Annotated in this window: 14 protein-coding genes and 2 pseudogenes; 6 read left to right on the top strand and 10 right to left on the bottom strand. The window is 67.7% G+C overall.

Features of this window, described 5'->3' with window-relative positions; genetic code table 11:
• Window positions 1-385: 385 nt before the first annotated feature.
• The 5 genes and pseudogenes from ABZS71_RS21815 to ABZS71_RS21795 all read right to left on the bottom strand — a co-directional run.
• Window positions 386-703 carry a DUF6087 family protein gene (locus ABZS71_RS21815; RefSeq protein ID WP_356212545.1) on the bottom strand — a complete coding sequence of 106 codons (318 nt, stop codon included), beginning with the start codon at window positions 701-703 and terminating at the stop codon, window positions 386-388.
• Window positions 704-732: 29 nt separating this feature from the next.
• Window positions 733-1,863 carry an ATP-grasp peptide maturase system methyltransferase gene (gene tgmC, locus ABZS71_RS21810; RefSeq protein WP_356212542.1) on the bottom strand — a complete coding sequence of 377 codons (1,131 nt, stop codon included), beginning with the start codon at window positions 1,861-1,863 and terminating at the stop codon, window positions 733-735.
• On the bottom strand, window positions 1,860-2,813 hold the full coding sequence (gene tgmB, locus ABZS71_RS21805; protein WP_356212539.1) for an ATP-grasp ribosomal peptide maturase: 954 nt from the start codon (window positions 2,811-2,813) through the stop codon (window positions 1,860-1,862). The genes tgmC and tgmB overlap by 4 nt, the downstream gene beginning before the upstream one ends.
• Window positions 2,810-3,106 (bottom strand): putative ATP-grasp-modified RiPP, encoded by a 297-nt coding sequence (gene tgmA, locus ABZS71_RS21800; RefSeq protein WP_356212536.1) that lies wholly within the window; start codon window positions 3,104-3,106, stop codon window positions 2,810-2,812. Before tgmA ends, tgmB begins: the two co-directional genes overlap by 4 nt.
• Before the next feature lie 319 nt (window positions 3,107-3,425).
• Window positions 3,426-3,605, bottom strand: a pseudogene (locus ABZS71_RS21795) (hypothetical protein); the annotation flags it as partial.
• Between the two features lie 171 nt (window positions 3,606-3,776).
• Between ABZS71_RS21795 and ABZS71_RS21790 the strand changes: the two are divergent.
• Genes ABZS71_RS21790 through ABZS71_RS21780 form a run of 3 tightly spaced genes read left to right on the top strand, consistent with a single transcriptional unit; the run spans window position 3,777 to window position 5,789 of the window.
• Complete coding sequence (locus ABZS71_RS21790) at window positions 3,777-4,532, top strand: DUF6879 family protein (RefSeq protein WP_356212533.1); 756 nt, start codon at window positions 3,777-3,779, stop codon at window positions 4,530-4,532.
• Between the two features lie 19 nt (window positions 4,533-4,551).
• A complete protein-coding gene (locus tag ABZS71_RS21785) occupies window positions 4,552-5,442 on the top strand; it encodes a helix-turn-helix transcriptional regulator (RefSeq protein WP_356212530.1) in 891 nt (296 codons plus the stop codon).
• Window positions 5,439-5,789 carry a DUF6247 family protein gene (locus ABZS71_RS21780; protein ID WP_356212527.1) on the top strand — a complete coding sequence of 117 codons (351 nt, stop codon included), beginning with the start codon at window positions 5,439-5,441 and terminating at the stop codon, window positions 5,787-5,789. Before ABZS71_RS21785 ends, ABZS71_RS21780 begins: the two co-directional genes overlap by 4 nt.
• 430 nt (window positions 5,790-6,219) lie before the next feature.
• Here ABZS71_RS21780 and ABZS71_RS21775 read toward each other — a convergent pair whose 3' ends face one another.
• Together ABZS71_RS21775 and ABZS71_RS21770 are read right to left on the bottom strand one after the other, a co-directional pair.
• Entirely contained in the window at window positions 6,220-6,423 is a 204-nt protein-coding gene (locus ABZS71_RS21775) for a DUF397 domain-containing protein (protein ID WP_356212524.1), read from the bottom strand.
• A complete protein-coding gene (locus ABZS71_RS21770; protein ID WP_356212521.1) occupies window positions 6,420-7,250 on the bottom strand; it encodes a helix-turn-helix transcriptional regulator in 831 nt (276 codons plus the stop codon). Before ABZS71_RS21770 ends, ABZS71_RS21775 begins: the two co-directional genes overlap by 4 nt.
• Window positions 7,251-7,455: 205 nt before the next feature.
• On the opposite strand from ABZS71_RS21770, the gene ABZS71_RS21765 reads away from it, so the two are divergent.
• The gene (locus tag ABZS71_RS21765; protein WP_356212692.1) at window positions 7,456-8,040 is read left to right on the top strand and encodes an ATP-binding protein; all 585 of its coding nucleotides are present in this window, start codon (window positions 7,456-7,458) and stop codon (window positions 8,038-8,040) included.
• On the opposite strand, the gene pglX is transcribed toward ABZS71_RS21765, so the two are convergent.
• The 3 genes and pseudogenes from pglX to ABZS71_RS21750 all read right to left on the bottom strand — a co-directional run.
• Window positions 7,967-11,578 (bottom strand): BREX-2 system adenine-specific DNA-methyltransferase PglX, encoded by a 3,612-nt coding sequence (pglX, locus tag ABZS71_RS21760; protein WP_356212518.1) that lies wholly within the window; start codon window positions 11,576-11,578, stop codon window positions 7,967-7,969. The two genes, ABZS71_RS21765 and pglX, sit on opposite strands and share 74 nt — an antisense overlap.
• Window positions 11,575-16,275 (bottom strand): BREX system serine/threonine kinase PglW, encoded by a 4,701-nt coding sequence (gene pglW, locus ABZS71_RS21755; RefSeq protein WP_356212515.1) that lies wholly within the window; start codon window positions 16,273-16,275, stop codon window positions 11,575-11,577. Before pglW ends, pglX begins: the two co-directional genes overlap by 4 nt.
• A 189-nt stretch (window positions 16,276-16,464) precedes the next feature.
• A pseudogene (locus ABZS71_RS21750) lies at window positions 16,465-16,884 on the bottom strand (DNA/RNA helicase domain-containing protein); the annotation flags it as partial.
• 166 nt (window positions 16,885-17,050) lie between these two features.
• On the opposite strand from ABZS71_RS21750, the gene ABZS71_RS21745 reads away from it, so the two are divergent.
• Window positions 17,051-17,716: an HAD-IA family hydrolase gene (locus tag ABZS71_RS21745; RefSeq protein ID WP_356212511.1), complete on the top strand. Its 666-nt coding sequence runs from the start codon at window positions 17,051-17,053 to the stop codon at window positions 17,714-17,716.
• Window positions 17,713-17,847 (top strand): hypothetical protein, encoded by a 135-nt coding sequence (locus ABZS71_RS21740; RefSeq protein WP_356212508.1) that lies wholly within the window; start codon window positions 17,713-17,715, stop codon window positions 17,845-17,847. Before ABZS71_RS21745 ends, ABZS71_RS21740 begins: the two co-directional genes overlap by 4 nt.
• The last annotated feature ends 42 nt before the right edge of the window (window positions 17,848-17,889 follow it).

The following is a 17,889-nucleotide window of genomic DNA, read 5'->3' as shown; positions in this document are numbered from 1 at the left end:
TAACTCTGCGCTCCAAGGGCAGGACTGTGTCAGCTCCGTTGGGGCCTCGTTATGTGAGTGACAGTGGCGTGCGGGCTGGGTCCATCACGATGTCGATCGTCACCCGGGAAAGCGACCGCCGTCGCGAACCGACCGTCTCTGGGCGGACGTTGATCGTCGCAGCGGCCAGCGCCGGCGCGACACCCAAACACCCCACCCTCCCCAAGCACTCGCAGGGGCTGGCCCCTTTGTTTCCGGGGGCCGGGGACGGGGACCGGCGTAGGGCCGTTCATGGGCCCGCCGCCTGGGCTCCGGGGTCGGCGCCTCAGCGTGCGAGACAGGGGACATATCCGCTGAGGTGGACCATGATGCGACCGGGCACCAGGCCGACCCCAGGCGCGCGCCGTCAGGGCTTGCGATGGCGTCCTCGGCCGGGCCCCAGGCCAGGGTGGGCGGGCTGGTCGTCCGGCCCGTTCTCGGGCTCAGGGGCGGGCACGTGGCCGAGGAACTCCCTGGCAGCGTCAGCGTTCGGAGCGACTCCGACGGTCACCCACGCGTGCCCGTCCCATTCGAGCAGGGCGCGCGGAGCGTCGGGGGCAACGTGGGAGGCGCGGGCACCGTCGGAGACGGGGACGGCGCGGCGTGTGCCGAGCATCTCCCGTTCCGCCGCCCGTCGCCGGTCGCGTCGGGCGGCCCACTCGTGCAGGGGTTCCTCTTCCGCCATCGCCCGCGTCCTCCTGATGCTCGTTGCCGTCAGACCTTGGACCAGGTCACGGTCTGCGCGGCACGGGTGACCGTCACCTCGAAGTGGTCGAGCCCGGGGGCACCCTCGGCACGCCACTGGTTCACGGTCTCCTCGATGTCGTCCCACAGGCGCACGGGGCCGCCCTGGCGTACCGTCCAGCTGTCGCCGTGCTGGACGAGGGCGGCCCAGGCGCCGGCGTGGACGTCGACCAGAAGGTGTTCGTTTCGACCGTCCCGGTTGATGCTGAGGCGCTGCGCGTGGGGGGCTGCGAGTTGGGCGACGAAGCGCGTGTTCCAGTCGTCGAGGGAGTCAGCGGCGAGCGGGGTGTCGCGTTCGTCGTCGCTGTCGTCCAGATCGGGCAGCAGGCCAAGCCGAGGCGGGAGCTGGGGGCGGGCGATCATGAAGGAGACATGGCCGTCAAGGAGTCGGCCTCGGGCGGTGCCGTCGTCGCCCACGGTGAGGCGGGCGAGCCCGGAGGAATGGAGCCAGCCGCCCAGGGTGGCGAGGATGATCCCGCCGGGCCGGGTCTGTTCCACCCACGCGTAAGGCAGCTCGGTGACGCCGCACGTGGCGATCAGCCGGTCGTACGGGGCGCCGTCAGGGTGACCGGCCAGCCCGTCACCGACGACCAGGAGCGGCGCGTACCCGGCGTGCCCGAGTGCGGCACGAGCACGGGTGGAGACCTCCGGGTCGACCTCGATGGACGTCACGAAGCCGTCGCCGATCCGGTGGCAGAGGAGGCCGGTGGAGTAGCCGGTGCCGGTGCCGATCTCCAGCACACGGTGCCCGTCTTCGACCTGGAGGTCTTCGAGCATCCGAACGACGAGGCCGGGCAGGGTGCTGGATGAGGTGGGCTCGCGCAGGATCTCGCCGCGGATGTCGCGAGGTGCGATCGTTCCAGCGATCTGGGTGACGAGGGAGTCATCGTCGTAGCAGCGGCCCAGCCATTGGGGGGCATCGGGAAGAACGGGCTGCCAGGCGGTTTGTCCGGGGCTGTCGGCCCGTTCGAAGAAGCCGCCGCGCAGGAACTCGTGCCGGGGCACGGCTTCGACGGCGACTCGCCACGGGTCGGTGCGCAGCTGGCCGCCGGCGGCCAGGCGCTCGGCGAGCGCGAGACGAAGGCCCTTGTCATCGATCACGTCGTGCTCTTCCTCTCCAAGAGGTCTGCCAGGGCCGCGCACATGGGCAGGCCCGTCTCAGGCTCCAGCCAGTACCACTGGCCGGACGGGTTGCACTCCAGGAACCACCATTGCCCGTCTTCGGCCACGCAGAAGTCGAAAGCCCCGAAGACAAGCCCGAAGTGGTCCATGTAGTGGCGGAGGGCCGGCACGATTCCGTGCGGCGGTTCCACGGGCGTGTAGGCCAGGCGGTCGTAGTCGGTGCGCCAGTCCAAGAGGTCGGAGTCGATCCGGACGGAGAACACCTGGTCGCCGATGACAGTCACCCGTACGTCGGCGGATTTGGGGATGCGCCGCTGGAACAGGTGGGCGGTGCCCGCCACGCCGTCGTCGATGTCCACTGCGGACACCTCGGCGACCTTCACGACGTTCGACACGCCGTCGACCCGGTAGACGGCGTTGTGCAGGGGCTTGTAGATAACCGAGCCATGCCGCTTGATGAAGGCCCGTGCGGCGTCGGGGCTGGAGGTGATCAGAGTGGGCGGCACCAGGAAGCCTGCCTCCACGGCTGCGGCCAGACCAGAGGGTTTGAACTCCGCGTCTCCGATGCGGTGGGGGTGGTTGATGTAGAGGCAGCCCGGCAGCGAAGCCAGCACTCCGCCGAGCCCGTACCGGGCCTGGGTGATGGCGAACCGCGCGTCCTGCTCATCGAGGTGCGGGAAGGCGAACCCGGTCGGCCGACGGTAGTAGAGGGCATGGACGTTGGCCAGGTCGGCCACGCGGGACGGGGTGAGGAGGCGTCCCCGGATGCCGTGCGGGGTGATCTCGGCCTTCACCGACAGTGATGCGGGGAAGTCCCCGGAGTCGAGCCGCACGACCGGGATGTCCCGGTCGTGCAACTCGCGGATCACCACGTCGGCGGTGGGGTCGTGCAAGCTGGTGACGACCAACACCGGACGCGGGTCGTTCACTGGTCGCTGTCACTCCCGGTATCGGTGTCCGTAGCGCCCTGGTTCTGCCCGTCGGGGCTGGTGCCGGTGGAGGGGCTGGTGCCGGTGCTGGTGCCGTGGCCCGGCATCTCCATGGCCTGGCCGGCCGCGTCGAGGAACACGGCGGTCTGGGTGACCGCGTCCAGTCGAGCGGTGGTGTACTCGGGGGCCATGGTGGGGTACGGAGCCATGCGGCCGACTCCCCACGGCTCCGGGGTGATGGTTCCCTGCGGGACCGCCGTGCTCGTGGGCAGACGGTCGGAATGGACGAACATGCCTCTCCTCGGTGTCACAGTAGGACCCGCCTGGGCAGGTCTTGGACCTCTACGGGGACATGAAGGCGCTCTCGGCGTTCGCAGCGCTCATCGTGCTGCCCTCACGACCCGGTGGTGCGGGCACGCGCAGGCGGGGAACTCCTGCCCGAGACTGATCGCTGCCCCGGCCTCGCCGCCCTCGAAGCCATGCGTGCCCGAGTCGCTCGTGACGCGGCTCGTACGGTCCACTGTGTAGACCCGGAGCGTCATCCGGAGCGGGAGGCCGCCGTCCTCGTGGGTTCTTCCAGCTACGCTCTTGCGCCGCCGTCTTTCCGGAGCGCTCTGCCAGGCGCATCGCCCACTCGGCACGTACGCGGCCCGGTTCCACGAGCTGGAGAGTGGGCGAGCCGGCATCGACTGCGAGTGAGGGAACGACGATGCCTGCCTGAGAAAGTGCCGCCTTCAGAGCTTCTGCGGCCGCGAACGGATCGGTCTCCTGCGCCTGTTGCGCTGTAGCCATCAACGGGACAGTAGGGAAGGGCAGGGCCCGGAGACAGAGAAGTTCCTCGAAGTTGCTTGACTTCGCAGGGAAGTTCCCCGAAGTTCCTCATATGGCTCGGCTGAACAGCACACATGAGGCAGCGCCTGTGGGGAGGCTTAACGCATCGGTCCCCGGCGAAAGGAACTGCTCATGGTGCGACGGCTGCGATTCAACGGGACAGGCAGCGGCGACGACGGATGCTCCTCGGTGCACGAGGACCTCGACTCGGGAGAAGTCGTCGTGCACGGCCCGCCACTCACCAACCCCGAGGACATCGCCCAGCTTCAGCACTTGGGCGAGGGCGAGGTCCCGATCGTGGTGCCTCGATCACTGCTCGTGGACTGGGGGCCAAAGGACATGACTCGTGAGGCGAAGATCATCGACCTGGACAGCTTCGGTCGACTCTTCGAGCAGTTCGAGCACACAGCGTGGCGGCTGGAGACCCGGCGGCGCTACGCATCCGACGAAGGCACCGACACATACGCCCAGTTCATCCGTGGCGAGTCGGTCGACTGGGACGAAACCGACTCGGAGTGGTGTGCCAATCGCCGCGTGCAGACCGCGCTCGGTAAGCGCATCGAGCGCGTCCGCATCGTCGACAACCCGCCTACGACAGGTCAGTTGTACCTGCTCGACAACGCACGTCGTAACAGCGCCGTAGGCGAAAGGATGATGAACCTCTCGCGCGCGGATGCCGACCGGCTCAACCTGCCCTCCGAGGACTTCTGGCTCTTCGATTCGCGCATGGTCGCGTTGCTTCAGTTCGACGACGCCGACAACCTGACAGGCGTCGAACTGATCACGGAGCCCGCCGAGGTGGTGCGGTACTCCATGGTGCGCGACGCGGCCATGCATCACGCCGTCCCGTACGAGGAGTTCGCGGCCGGCCTGGCCGTGAAGGAGTAACAGAAACAGGTGTGTACCGGTGAGCACGGACTACCAGAAGGCGCGCGAAGCCCTCGGGCTACGCCTCCGGGAGCTTCGGCTGTCAGCCCCCGGTGGCCGTCTCACCGGTACCGAACTCGCCGACAAGTGCGGATGGCACAAGTCGAAGGTCAGCAAGCTGGAAAACGGCCGGACAACGCCCACGCCGGAGGACCTGCGGAAGTGGGCCGAAAGCACCGGTCGGCCAGAGACGCGCGACGAGTTGCTTGCCAGGCTCCGAGGCTTCGAGTCTCACATTCGATCATGGCGTCGGCAACTCGCCGCAGGACACAAGCCCGTACAGGACGAACGCAACGCCGAACACGCGAGGACACGCACCTTTCACGTCTGGCAGGGCTCCATGATCGTCGGCGTTCTCCAGACACCGGACTACGCCCGGTCGGTCTTCACGCGCTTCACGGAGCTGCATCAGTCGCCGCGCGACATCGAAGAGGCAGTGGCCTCGCGCATGAGGCGACAAGGGGCCCTGTACGACTCGACGAAGCGGTATCGCGTCCTCATGTGGGAAGCCGCCCTACACGCCCTGGTCTGCCCTCCGTCGGTGCTCGCCGCCCAACTCGACCGCCTCGCCGGAGTCATCGGCCTCACCACGGTCGAACTGGGGATCATCCCGCTCTCCGCCGCCCTCAAGATCCCCCCGGCCACCGCCTTCTGGATCTACGACGACCGCCAGGTGATCGTCGAGAACTGGCACGCGGAGTTGTGGATCGACGACGAGGCCGGCGTGGACACCTATCTGCGCACGTGGAGGACACTCCGGGAGTCCGCCGTGTACGACGCTGACGCGCACCATCTCATCAGTGCGGCCCGACGGGCGTTGCACTCACGGACCGGGACGACAGACCACTCCTCGGAGGAACGCCGCTCATGACCACGGGCACCGACATCCCCGCAGGGCCGCTCATCCCCATGCCGGACAGGAATCCCGCCGCCCTCCGGGTTGCCGTCGCCCGCCTCAGCCCCGAAGCCCTGCCCAAGTTCGACACACACTGGGCCGAAGCCATGAACCAGACCCGCGACGAGTTCAGCCTTCTGCCCGGCCGCCACTTCGTCGATCACTGGTGGGCATGGGTCGCTGTCCAGCGGTGGCCCGAACGAGCCGCCCGCTTCCGCGCATGCGAACACACCGTCGCCACCAGCGACGACAAGGACGCCCGCCGCGCCGCCTCCGCCGAACTCGGCCGGATCCTCGCCGACGCGGAGGCCGACCGTGCGTGAGTGACTGAACCTGGGAGCACAACTCCGACGCCGAACACGTCGTCGTCGACCTCCCCGAGGCCCACAGGCGAGATGCCGAAGACTTCGCCCGCCCCATCGCCGAAGCCGTGGGCGTCCGCCGCATCGGCCACCCCTTCGACTTCCAGGAGTCCGCCTCCGGTGTCAAGACCCACGCCGAAGGGCCCGTCATGATCTGGTACCAGGAGAACTACCGCGATGACGTCGTGCTGATCCTCCGCGTACAGCACTACCTGGCCCCCGGTGCCGGCCCGGACGGCGAGGGCTTACGGGCCCGCGCCGTGTTGGCGCCCCGCTCCGGGGTTGGAGCGGGGCGCCGACGCGTGACGGAACTGCGCGCGGGGTCTCCCATCAGTTACGCCACGGATGAAGCCAGCCCGGCCTACAGGTCCGGCCTCAACACAGAGGCGGGTCAAAGTGCCGCGAACTCGACGAACGCGGTCCACGCCGTGGGTTCCACGGTCAGCGCGGCACGGGTTGTGTCCTTCGAGTCGCGGACGTGAACCCTGGCGGGGAGGACGGCGACCTCGACGCATTCGCCGCCTTCCTCGCTGCTGTAGCTGCTCTTGCGCCATACCAACTGGTCTATGTGCGGCTGATGTACGTGCGCGTTCATAGCTCTCCCAGCAACTTCTCTACGTACGCCAATGATTCACGAGGAGTCAGGGCCTGCGCCCGGATGATCCCGTACTTGGCCTCCAGCGCACGGACGCGTTCCCGCTCCGTCTGCAGGCGGCTCACGTTCTGTACCTCGGCGTACGCGATCCTCCGCCCTTCCTTCGTTTCGATCAAGGTGAAGGGACCAGCCATACCCGCGTTCTCCTCACGGTCGAGCGGCATCACCTGGATCTCGATGTTCCGTCGCTCCCCCATCAGGAGGATGTGCTCAAGCTGGCCACGCAGGACGCCTCGACCCCCGATGGGACGCCTCAACACGGCCTCATCGATGACAAAGCTGGCGAGCGGCGCATCACGGCTGGACAAGACCTCCTGCCGGGCCAGGCGTGCGCCCACTCGCTGTTCGATCAGTTCCTCATCCATAGGTGGCCGCATCATCATGAAGATGGCCCGCGCATACTCCTCCGTCTGCAAGAGTCCGGGCACCGCCTGGTTCGCGTACACATGCAGTTCGACGGCCTCCGCCTCCAACCGCGCCGCGTCCCGAAAGAAGGCCGGATACTGAGCCCGAGCCACCTCCTCCTTGCTCGCACTCAACACCCCACCAGCGTCCAGCACTTCATTGGCCCGGTCGATAAATTTCGGCGGCGGGATACGCCTTGCCTGCTCGAACGACGCGATCGTCGAGGCCGAGTACCCGGTCAGCGACCCGAGCTTCGCGCGGTCCATGCCCGCTCGCTCCCGGAACAGTTTCAACTGCCGCCCGAACACATGGAGAATGCCCGCCCCGAACTCGTACTCCGGCTGCTGAACCTCTTCGTCCACGCCGCAGCTCCTCCCGTACAACCATCAAATCACCGGACACCGCCCGCCCAACGCACGGCCCCGAAAGCGGTCACGCCCAACATCACGTACAAGCGCACCGCCCACGTGTACAGTCCGTACCCGTCAGCGCATCGCTCCTGTTCAACGCTACGCAGAGTCCGCAACCGTTGACCCCATGAAGTCAGCAACTCCCCCGAACGGGCATATGCCACAGCACCCCGCCCCCGAACGCGAGTTCACCATGCGCTTCACCTCAACCCCACGCGGCGCCCGCCTCGCCCGCCGACTCGTCTCGCACCGCCTGAACGACTGGGGCCACCCCTACACGACCCCGGTCAACGAGACGCTCACTCTCATCACGGCAGAACTCACCGCCAACGCCGTACGCCACGGCCACGTCCCCGGCCGGGACTTCCACGTCCAACTCACCCTGGCCGATGACAACTTCCGCATCGAGGTGACCGACACCCGCGCCGAGAAACAGCCCCCGTCCACTCCCCCGACCCCCGACTCCACATCCGAGTCCGGCCGCGGCCTCCTCCTCGTCGTCGCCCTCGCGGACGACTGGGGCATCACGCCTCGCCCGGCCGCCCCCGGCAAGACAGTATGGGCCGAGCTGCGCGTAACGACAGGAGGCCACCCGCGCATGCACCAGGTGGCCCCTCGACCGGCAGACTCGGCATCGGCGTACGGGCACGACACCGAGTCGCCTTCGACTACTTCTTCACGGCGGCGCGACGACCTCGGGTCGCGGCCGGGGGCTGCCAGTTACGGAGATCGTCGTCGGTGAGTCCGTGCTCGCCCTGCTTCTGCTGGCGGTAACCGGCGAAGAAGTCCGCCGGGGAGCCGCTGTAGAGCATGTCGAACTCGTTGTGCCACTGGGACAGCCACGGCTGGAGTTCCAGCAGGCCGGCGAGGAACGGCGTGATCTCCTCGGTGGACAGCGCGGTGTTGGTGAAGTACGTGGCGAGGGCCTGCGCCTGCTCCCGCTGATCCCAGCCGGCCCAGCCGTACAGCTCGGGAGTGGCGGCATTGGTCTGCCCGTAGGAGACGAACCGCTCCTTGGGCACGTCGAGCTTGCCGCGCGCCCTCCAATACGACGGGCGGAGGAAGTCGGCCGAGCTGTACTTCGGCGGTACGGGGATGGAGTCCCGGATCTTCCGCTTGGCAGGCTCGTCGGGCGCGGCGTCCTCCTTGCGCTGGAGGTCCCACACCTCTTCCCAGTCGGCCCGCTTCTTGAGCCCGGAGGGCTTGTAGCGCAGGGAGGAGAGGAACGGCACGTGCTCGTCCGTGATCAACTCGGCGACCACCTTCGCGAGTTCCTTGCGGGGCGCGTAGAGCTTGGCTACGGAGACGAAGTCCTCATCGCGAGAGAGAGCGTCGGTGAGGCGGGCCAGGGTGAGGATGGCGGGCTGACCGTTCTCGTCGAACCAGTGGTCGCGGTTCTCCATACGGTCGAGCAGCCAGGAGCGCAGGGCCTTCTCCTGGAGTGCGTCCCAACCCTCAGTGGTCCAACGGCGCTTGTACTCGGGGCGCTCCACCATGCCGATGGCACGGTTCGACTCGATGGCGTCGATACGCTTCTGGACGATCTCGCGGTAGAGGGCGGGCCAGTGGGCGGGGATCTCCGTGATGGGCGTGGAGTTGTGCCGCTTGAACCACGCCGTCACCACCTCGCCTCGCTGCGCCCGGCGGGCAAGGATGATTTCGAATGCTCTCTCGCCAAGGGCAAGTTCAGGAAAGCACGGATCGTCAATATCGACAGAAGCGCGAAGATCTTCGAAATGAAGATGATACAGGGAATACACCTGCCAATCAAGCTCTTCTTGAAGGCAAATCATGCGGGCGCGAATTGATTCCCATTCTCCCTTCGCCTTTCGCAACATGGAGAAGGTCGGGACGCCATCAGTCGCGACAGCAGATGGAGTCACGGCAGATAGCTGCTGAGCAAGGTCATCCAAGGCGCCAGCAAGAGCGACAGGGTAGGAGGCCGGGAGCGGAAAATCCTGAATATTGGTGCCCGTGAATTCGTAGCGCTCCTCCCATGCCTCATCCTTAATTCCGCAGCCAATACCACTGCCACCCTTCCCTTGACTAACTTGCTTGAGCCAGAAGCACGACGTCGAACTATTAAGCAAGCCCAGGAGTTGCAGATAGTCAGCCTCACCCGCACCTTCTCGGAGTTTGATCAACGGCGCCGACTGTTTAAATATCTTTCCGCCTCGATCCAGTACGAAGTGGTTTCCCGTAGCAACAAATGCAAAGGTGATCGACAGCGACGTCCGAATTTTCTCTCGATAGAATTCTCGAAATTCATACCAAGAGAACCCAGGGATTGAGCTGACTACCTTGCCGAACCTCTTTCTAGTCGTCAAGTACTGACGACTAAGCCACAAGGTAGCGATAGCCTTCGGAAATCGGCTCTCGGGCACGAGGTCCAAATTCTGACCGTACGGCCAAACAGTGACAGTACCGGGGGTGATCACGTAATCCCGCACGGCTTCGCCGATCACCATTGGGATAGCATGTTCAATCTTCAGTCGACGAGCCGTTGCCTCATCGGGTAGAAAGTATGCCGCATCCTCGCCTGAGATCGCCCCGAATCCAATAGCCATTGCAAGCCGGGAGCCCAGGCGAGATGCCATCGCCGACTCCATTTGCGTAATCAATTCACGGCCACCGTCACCCAGAATCCACGGGTGGGCACTGAAGAATTCAACACGAGGAAGATCACTCACAGAGATCCAAGCGCTGCGCGACGGAGAAGAATCAATTTGCCTAACGATTGCTCGCCAAACCTGCCCCTCCTCCGCCTTCTCGGGAACAGAAGGTTCCCCCTGAACGCTTCGCACCGTACGGACGGAATGAGAACGGCTATTCCCTCTCCGTCGCCTACCCACAAGAATGACGGTCGGCGTTCCGTGCCCAGGAATATAAGCCCCAGAGGTATCGATCACCTCCGTCAATTCCACTTCATCCTTAAAGTAGCCTTCGACAATTTTAGCGCCAAATTCCCGCTTCATGAAAGAATTGGACGTAATCTGGCCGACAATCCCGAAGCCGCCCCCGTCGCCCTCGCCACGCTTCGCCAATTCAAAAAACCGCTCCACAAAAGGAACCGACAAGGCATATTCCATAGAGCAGCTCTTATAGAGTTCTCGATATAGCTGATTGAGCAGCTTATCTTTGACGGTGATATAGGGCGGGTTACCCACCACCACGTGGTATCGCCCTTGCTGCAGAATACCCGGATGTTCGTGCACGTCCTCAGTCGAGTAAGCGAACTCTGCAAGCTCGTCTTCTCCGTCAATCCCGTTAAATAGGCCCAACTGCCTTGCCTTGATGAGTGAGTCACCGACTGCCAGGTGAACCGGCCACTCAAGCTTCGCCGCCTCCCCTAGCGTCCGCACCCCACTAGCCGCCATCGCCGCAACCAACAACCGGAACCGAGCAACAGCCACGGCAAACGGGTTGATGTCCACCCCGTGCACCGAGTCCAGCGCAGCCCGCACCCGCTCATGCACATCACGCCCAGGCTGCCCCTCCCCCCACAGCCGCACCAACCGCCGAAACGCCCCCAACACAAAGTGCCCCGACCCACACGTAGGGTCGATCATCTTCAGTTCCTCGTACCCGAACTCCCGAACCGCCGGGTTCATCGTCCGGTCGAGGATGAACTCCTCCACGAACTCCGGCGTCTGGAGCAGGGCATACGTCTTCCGGGCGGCCTCGCTCAGGTCCTGGTACAGGTCACCCAGGAACCGCGTGTCCCACCCCTCCGTACCGTCCTCGTTCAGCGGGTCGATGAAGTCGTGGACGAGAACACCCGCCTCATCCCTCCCCCGCCAGAACTCGACCAACTCCCGGCCACCATCATGCGACAGCGGAACCTGATACAGCGGGTTGTGCCGCCTATCAAAAAGAAGCCGACCCGCCTGCCCCTGCCCCAACTCCTCGAACGCCTTCTCCAGCCACCCCCGGTACGTTGGGTCCTCGTCCGACTCCACATACGCGTCGTACCGAGACTCCGCCAGCTCACGCCGATCACCATCCGGCCCCGTCAGGTACGGCTCCGGAATCAGCCGGTTGTCCTCACAGAACCGCACGAACACAGTCCCCAGCACCCACGCCACCGCGACCTGCGTGACCCGCTCATCCAGCCACGAGTTCCACGTCGCCGCCGTACGCCCCAGCTTGCGCGCCCGGTCGTACTCTGTCCTCAGCCGCGCGCCGACATCCCCCAGCGCCTTCACCTGGCGCCCAAGGTCGGTCTCGACCGCCTTGACCTGCTGCTTCAGGTCGTCCAACAGAGCCTTGCGGTCGATCACTTCGCGTCTCCCTCGACACCACTGGCACTAGCCACAACCTCGCCGGACCCACGATGGGCGTTACCCACCCACGTGTCCGGAAGCTGAATCCACTCCCCCAGGCCGGCCTGGTACGGCACAGCCACCTGCCCGAGCCGGGGCTCGCGCGAGGGGTCGCTCTGCGGGACAAGGAGCCACAGCCCCCGCCCGCCCCGCCGGGCCGCCGACGCCAGCCGGTCCAGGACGCCCATCGCGTCGTACCGCGCGAACACCCCGGCCTCCGTCAGCAGCACAGGACCGGCCCCGCCGCCCCCGCCACCGTTGCCCAGCAGCTCCGCGATCCGAGGCTCCACCGCGCCCCACGCCGTCCGCGCGTACTCCGCGAACCGCACCGCACCCTTCGAGCCCGGCTCGGCGGCATCCGCCTTGAGCAGCGTCTCCCAGGTGGGCTTGGTGCCCGGCGTGACCTGCGCGTGCAGGGCCTCCAGGAACAGCTCCGTCACCGACACCGCATCCGTGCCCAGCCGCCCGGCACCCAGCTCCCGCACCGCGTCCCGCACCAGCTGCTGCCGTACGGTCAGCACCCGGTACCCGTCCCGGCGGGCCGACGCCAGCAGCCGTTCCTCCGCGCGCACCGCACCCGCGAGCTGCGGGTCGTCGGCGTACCGCGTCACCGCACCCGTACGCGTCGACTGCCGCCACGCACCCGTCGTCAGGTAGCTCGACGCGTCGTCCACCCGCGTCGGCAAGTAGCGCAGCACGCCCTCGCGTTCGTGCATGCTGAGCGACAGTTCGAAGCCGGCGTCGCGCAACGCCTTGGTGAGCGGGCCGCCCGTCGGCAGTTCGTGGTGCGTGCCGCCACGCCCGTCGGGAACGACCATCTCCGGGAAGCGAGCACGGACCCGCTCGTGCACAGCCTCACCGGTCAGGCCCGGCTGCTGCCCCTCCGGCATACCCGGGATCCAGCGGACGAGCCCGGCCTGGGTGAGACGCAGCGCCCTGACCAGCGACAGGTCACGCGGGTAGATCTCCAGGCGTGGAGTGGCGGCGGCGTTCACGGACGCCGCAGCCGCCAGCTCCACCATGCGCCGCTCGTCCCAGTCGACCGCGCCCGGCGGCACCGTCAGCGCGCCCAGCTCGGCCAGCACGGTGGCCGCCGTCGGCAGGGTGTCCAGCTTGGCGAGCCGATCCGCCGTCTTACCCAGCCGGGTCGCGTACTCCAGCAGGCCCGGCGCGGTCGGGGTGTCCGGGCCGTCGTTCTCCCGTACGTCGAGGGCGAGCAGGCCGGCGCCCAGGGACTCGTCCGTCGCCTTGCGGTTCGGCTGGTGCTGGAACTCGGCCTCCTGTGGCAGCAGTTGCTCGACCTCGACCACGGCCCGTACGGCCGCCAGCGCCATCGCGCGCCGCTGCTCGCGCCCCGCGAGATGCGTGCCGCGCCGGACCGCCAGGGCATCCGCGATCTCCACCGCCGAGGCGACCCGGCCCATGCTCACCAGCAGGTCGATGATCTCCTCGCGCAGTGCCTGGACGGCGGGCTCCGCCTTCCAGCGCTTGCGCTCGTCCTTGAGCATCTGCGGGATACGGCCGTGGCTCAGGGCGAGCGCGTCCGCGACGTCCTTCTGCTTCGGCCAGACCCCGATGCCGGGCAGCACCCCGTGCTCGTCGGGCAGGCGCAGCAACAGCCGTACCATCTCGGCCTTGTTGCGGTTGGAGCCGTTGTTGTTGACGGCGGGCACGAAGACGGTGGCGAGGGTGTCCAGGCTGACGGAGCGGAGCATGCGGGGGGACAGTGCGCCCGCCGAGGCGCCCGTGGCGAGTTCGCCGACGAGGGCCGACTCGGCGGCGGTGAGCTGCTCCAGCTCCTCCTTGGCCTCCGCGCGGCCCTTTGGTGTGAGCGGCGAGACAGGGATCTCACGCAGCCGCTCGCCCCACTCGCGCTGCCGCTGCTGGACCTCGTTGCGGGTCTTGGCGCCCAGTCCGGGGGCGTTGACCAGCTTGCGGCGGCTGTAGTCGAGCAGTTCGCCGACCGTGGTGATGCCGAGGCCGTAGAGGAAGGACTGGGCGGCGGGCGTGAGGCCGGAGACGGTCAGCGGGGTGTCGCGGGTGACCTCGGCGGCGAGACGGTCGCGCTGCTGCTCGGCGGTCTCCGGTTCGGCGTCCGCGATCGCCGCGGCGGCGGCCTCGGCGGGTGTTCCCTCCCCCGTGGTCGCGGCGGCCGGGGGACGGGAACGGTGACTGGACGGGACGGTCTGGGAGGCGTCGAGGAAGACCTTGCGCCAGGCGTCCCGCATCGGCTTCAGCTCGGGGAACCGCCGGCTGGCGTCGCGGTGCAGGGCCTTCTGGAAGAAGTCAACGAGACCGTCCCGTACGGCCGGGTCGAATGCCTCGGCCGCGATGGTCGGGTACGGCCACTCCTTCGCGTCGGTCATGCGGGGCAGGACACTGCCGTCGCCCCACTTGGGCAGCTCGCCGGAGGCCATCTGGTGCAGGGTGACGGCGACGGCGTACCGCTCGGCGTGCGAGTCGTACGAGCCGCGGGTGATGACGTCGACGAAGGGGTCGAGGTAGCCGTCGGTGCCCGCGTTGGTGCTCTTCGCCGGGTAGCCGGCGAGGGAGAAGTCGATGAGGACGAGCTCGCGGGTGCGGTTGGGGCGGATGCGGATGGCGATGTTGTCGGGCTTGATGTCGCGGTGCCAGACGCCCTCGCCCTCCAGGAAGTCGACGGCTCCGAAGAGGTAGTCGCCGTACGCCTCAAGCTGGTCGACCTGGAGGCGGCCGTTCTCGCGGAGCTGACGGGCGACGGTCTCCTCACGGCGGCGCGGACGTCCGCCGCCCTCGGTGCCCTGTCCGTTGTCGTCGCGCTCGTCGCCGACGTACTCCAGTGCCAGGACGGTACGGCCGCCGATGTGCAGCGGCTCGGGTTCGACGAGGCGGATGATGCCGGAGTGGGGGCGCAGGCGTCCCATGGCCTCGGCCTCGCGGGCGAGGATCTCGCTGCGGCTGTCGGAGAGGGCGACCTTCAGCACGGCCAGCGGGCGGGTCCTGCGGGCTTCCGCCTGCAGGTCGCGGACGAGGAAGGCGCGACTGGTGGAGCCGGTGCCGAGGCGGCGGCGGATCTCCCACCGGCCGGCGAGCACGTCACCGGCGACGGCCTCCAGCGGGTCCTTGTCTGCGGCGATCTCGTCGTCTTCGTCGCCCGGCCCTTCCGTACCGGCGGCCGCCGGGGCCGGGGCGGTGAGGGAATCCTCGACGACCTCCAGCAGCTCCAGGAACTCGTCCACGCCGGACAGCCGCTGGCCGGGCCGGTAGGCGGTGGCGGCCTGGACCAGGTCGTCCACGTCCTCCGACAGGCCGTCCACCAGGGAGCTGGGGCGCAGTCCCTCCCCCGCCTCCAGCCGGGCCAGCAGCTCGGCCTGGCTGGCGGCCGGGGCCTTGCCGGTGACCAGCAGGTAGGTGAGGACGCCGAGCCCGTACACGTCGAGGTGGACCGGGTCGGGGTTGAGGGCGGTGAGTTCGGGGGCGAGGTAGGCGTCGGCGTCGTCGGCCACGTGCTGGGCGGACAGCGCGGTCGGCGCGAAGCGGGTCATGCCCTGGCCCTGGGAGGAGTCGCCGCTGCGCTGGGTGGCGATCTGCCAGTCGGAGATCTGGAGCTGTGGGGTGAGCCAGGCGGCCTCCTCCCCCACCGCCCGGCCCTTCCTGCCGCGCGGACGGGGGACGACGAGCACGGAGCGGGCGGCGAGCGCCCGGTGGTGGATGCGGCTGGAGTGCGCGGAGCGCATGGTCTCGGCGAGCTGGCGGACCAGCGCCATCCGGCCGAGGATGTCCAGCTTCTCGCCGTACTGGACCAGGTACTCGTCCAGCTTCAGGGTGTCCGGGTGGTAGTCGAAGATCAGCGCGGGGCCGGCGGCGTGCCCGGAGGGGAAGTACTGCTTGAGTTCGACCACGCCCGGGTGCTTGAAACGGCCCAGCACCGCGGCCTCGCGCCGGGCGGCGTTCTCGACGGACTGGCGCAGGGATGCGTCGGAGCCGCGCTCGCTGAGGTAGATACGGACGCGGGCGGCCTCGGGCAGGTCGCTGTGTCGGGCGAGGTAGTCCGCCCAGGTGGGCCCGGAGTCGAAGGACTTCCGCTCCAGCTCGTACGGGCCGACCTTGTACTGCGCGTCGCTCTTGCGGATGCCGATGTTCTTGAGGGCCGCCTCGATCTGGCGCGAGCCGATCGCGGTGATACGGCGCCGCTCGTCCCGCGGAGGCTGCTTGAGCATCTCGACCAGCTGGTGGACGGTGTAGACGCCGTTCTGGTCGTGGGCGGGCAGGCGTACACGAAGGCTGTTGTCCGTGAAGCAGACGGCCTCCGCGACCCAGACCCGCTTACCCCCGGGCAGCGCGAGCAGGCCGGCCAGTTCCTTGGCCTTGCGGTTGACCAGGTGCAGCGGATTGCCGTGCGTACGGCGGCGGCCACCGGGAGTGGTCTGTACCCAGGTGCCGTTCTCGGACGTGACCGAGCCGTGCCAGTCCTTCAGCTCGATCATGCAGACGCCGCCGGGAGCGACGACCAGCAGGTCCACCTCGCGGACGTGACCGGTGGTGGCGGTGAAGGTGAAGTTCGACCAGGCACGCCAGGGGTCGGAATCCGGCAGCTTCTCCCGGATCGCGTCCAGGCCACGGCGTTCGTGATCGAACTCGGACTCGGTGACCGTGACCCACCGGCCTTCCCGCATGCCTGTTCCCCGCTCCTTGTGTCCCGCGAGGGTCGCCGTTCCCCATGGTCAGACCCAGGGTGCAGATCCTAGTCCCTGCCTGTGACATGAGAAGGGGTGATGAAGGACGGAACGATAGGACATACCTCTCTCATAGGTGGAATCGGGGACTCTGCACCACGTACGCCGGATGCGCGCAACGGCCGCCAACTTCTTGAAGACCGGGTCCTTCGACGCCGTACGGTCCGTGATCCAGCGGTCGCCGCGCCAGAGCAGATCGGGGCCAATGATCACGCCGGACCAGTCGTACTCGAAGCCCTGGGCGGTGTCGACGCAGCCGACCTGTCCGAAGCCCGCCGGGTCGGTGGCCCACAGGGCGGCCGGGGGCGCCCCCGAGACGGAGCGGTCGCCACGCAGGTTCCAGGGACGGGCCCAGTCGCCGATGACGACGTCGGGCGGGAGCGGGTCGCCGGGCTTGGGTTCCGGAGACCAGCGCCAGCAGTAGCCCGCGGACATACGGGCGCCGTAGCCCTGAGTCCGACGAGCTTCGAGGAAAGCTTCCATCTCCTGCGGGCTGTCGGCGACCAGCAACTGCATGCGGCCGTCGGGTTCCCAGGCGACCGGCCCGCCCGACTCCGGGCCTTGTTCACGAGAGCGTCCCACCTTCGATCGCTCACGTCGTCAACGACACATTGCATAGCGCTTGCCCCATCCTGCCAGCTCAGCGGGCCCTCCGGGCGATACGAGGAGAGCCCACCGCAACGGATCAAGAACCCTTCCTAGAGACTGAGCGGGAGTGAGTCCTGTCTTCGACCTCGACACCACACTCGTGGACCGGCGGGGAACCCTCGCCGACTGGGCCGTCGAGTTCACCACCCGGCACGGTCTGGAGGACGAGGAGCAGGCGTACGTCCTGGGCATGGTGGCCGAGCGGGCCCATCCGTCCACCTTTGACCCGATCCGCACCCGGTACCGGCTGCCCATGTCGACCGTGCAGTTGTGGGGCGCGTACTGCGCCGATATCGCGGACATGGTGTCTTGCCCGGCCGAGGTCCTCGACGGCTTGGACGAGCTGCGTGCAGCGGGCTGGCGAGTGGGCGTGGCGACCAACGGTTCGGTTGACATCCAGCGCGCCAAGCTGCGGGCCACCGGTATCTCCGAGCGTGTGGACGGCGTCTTCGTCTCCGAGGAGGCCGACGCGCGCAAGCCGCAGCCCCGGCACTTCGCCCTGGCCGCGGCCCGCTGCGGCACCGTGCTGGGTGACGGCGGCTGGATGGTCGGCGACAACCCGGTCAACGACATCGGCGGCGGACGCTCCACAGGGCTGCGCACCATCTGGATCGGTAGCGACGGCTCTTGGCCGACGGACGATCCCGGGCCAGACCACATGGTGTCGCACGCCCGCGCCGCCATCGATTTCCTACTTCTGCACGCCGCCGACCACGCGAGGACCACGGCATGACGGACACCATCGGGTTGCTGCACCCCGGCAGCATGGGATCCGCCTTCGGCGCGCAACTGCCGTCCGCGGCCACATCGTGGGTCTTCAAAGTTGAGCGGTGCGGAGGTGTCCACGGGCTCGGCGGGTGGTAACGCAGCGTGTGCGTAGGCGCTGGTTGTCGGCGTTGCGGAACC

Source organism: Streptomyces sp. NPDC005393, from assembly GCF_040606675.1.
In the GTDB taxonomy this organism is placed as follows: domain Bacteria; phylum Actinomycetota; class Actinomycetes; order Streptomycetales; family Streptomycetaceae; genus Streptomyces.
Note: the sequence above shows the minus strand (reverse complement) of the source record. Positions and strands in the feature narration are given on the sequence as shown.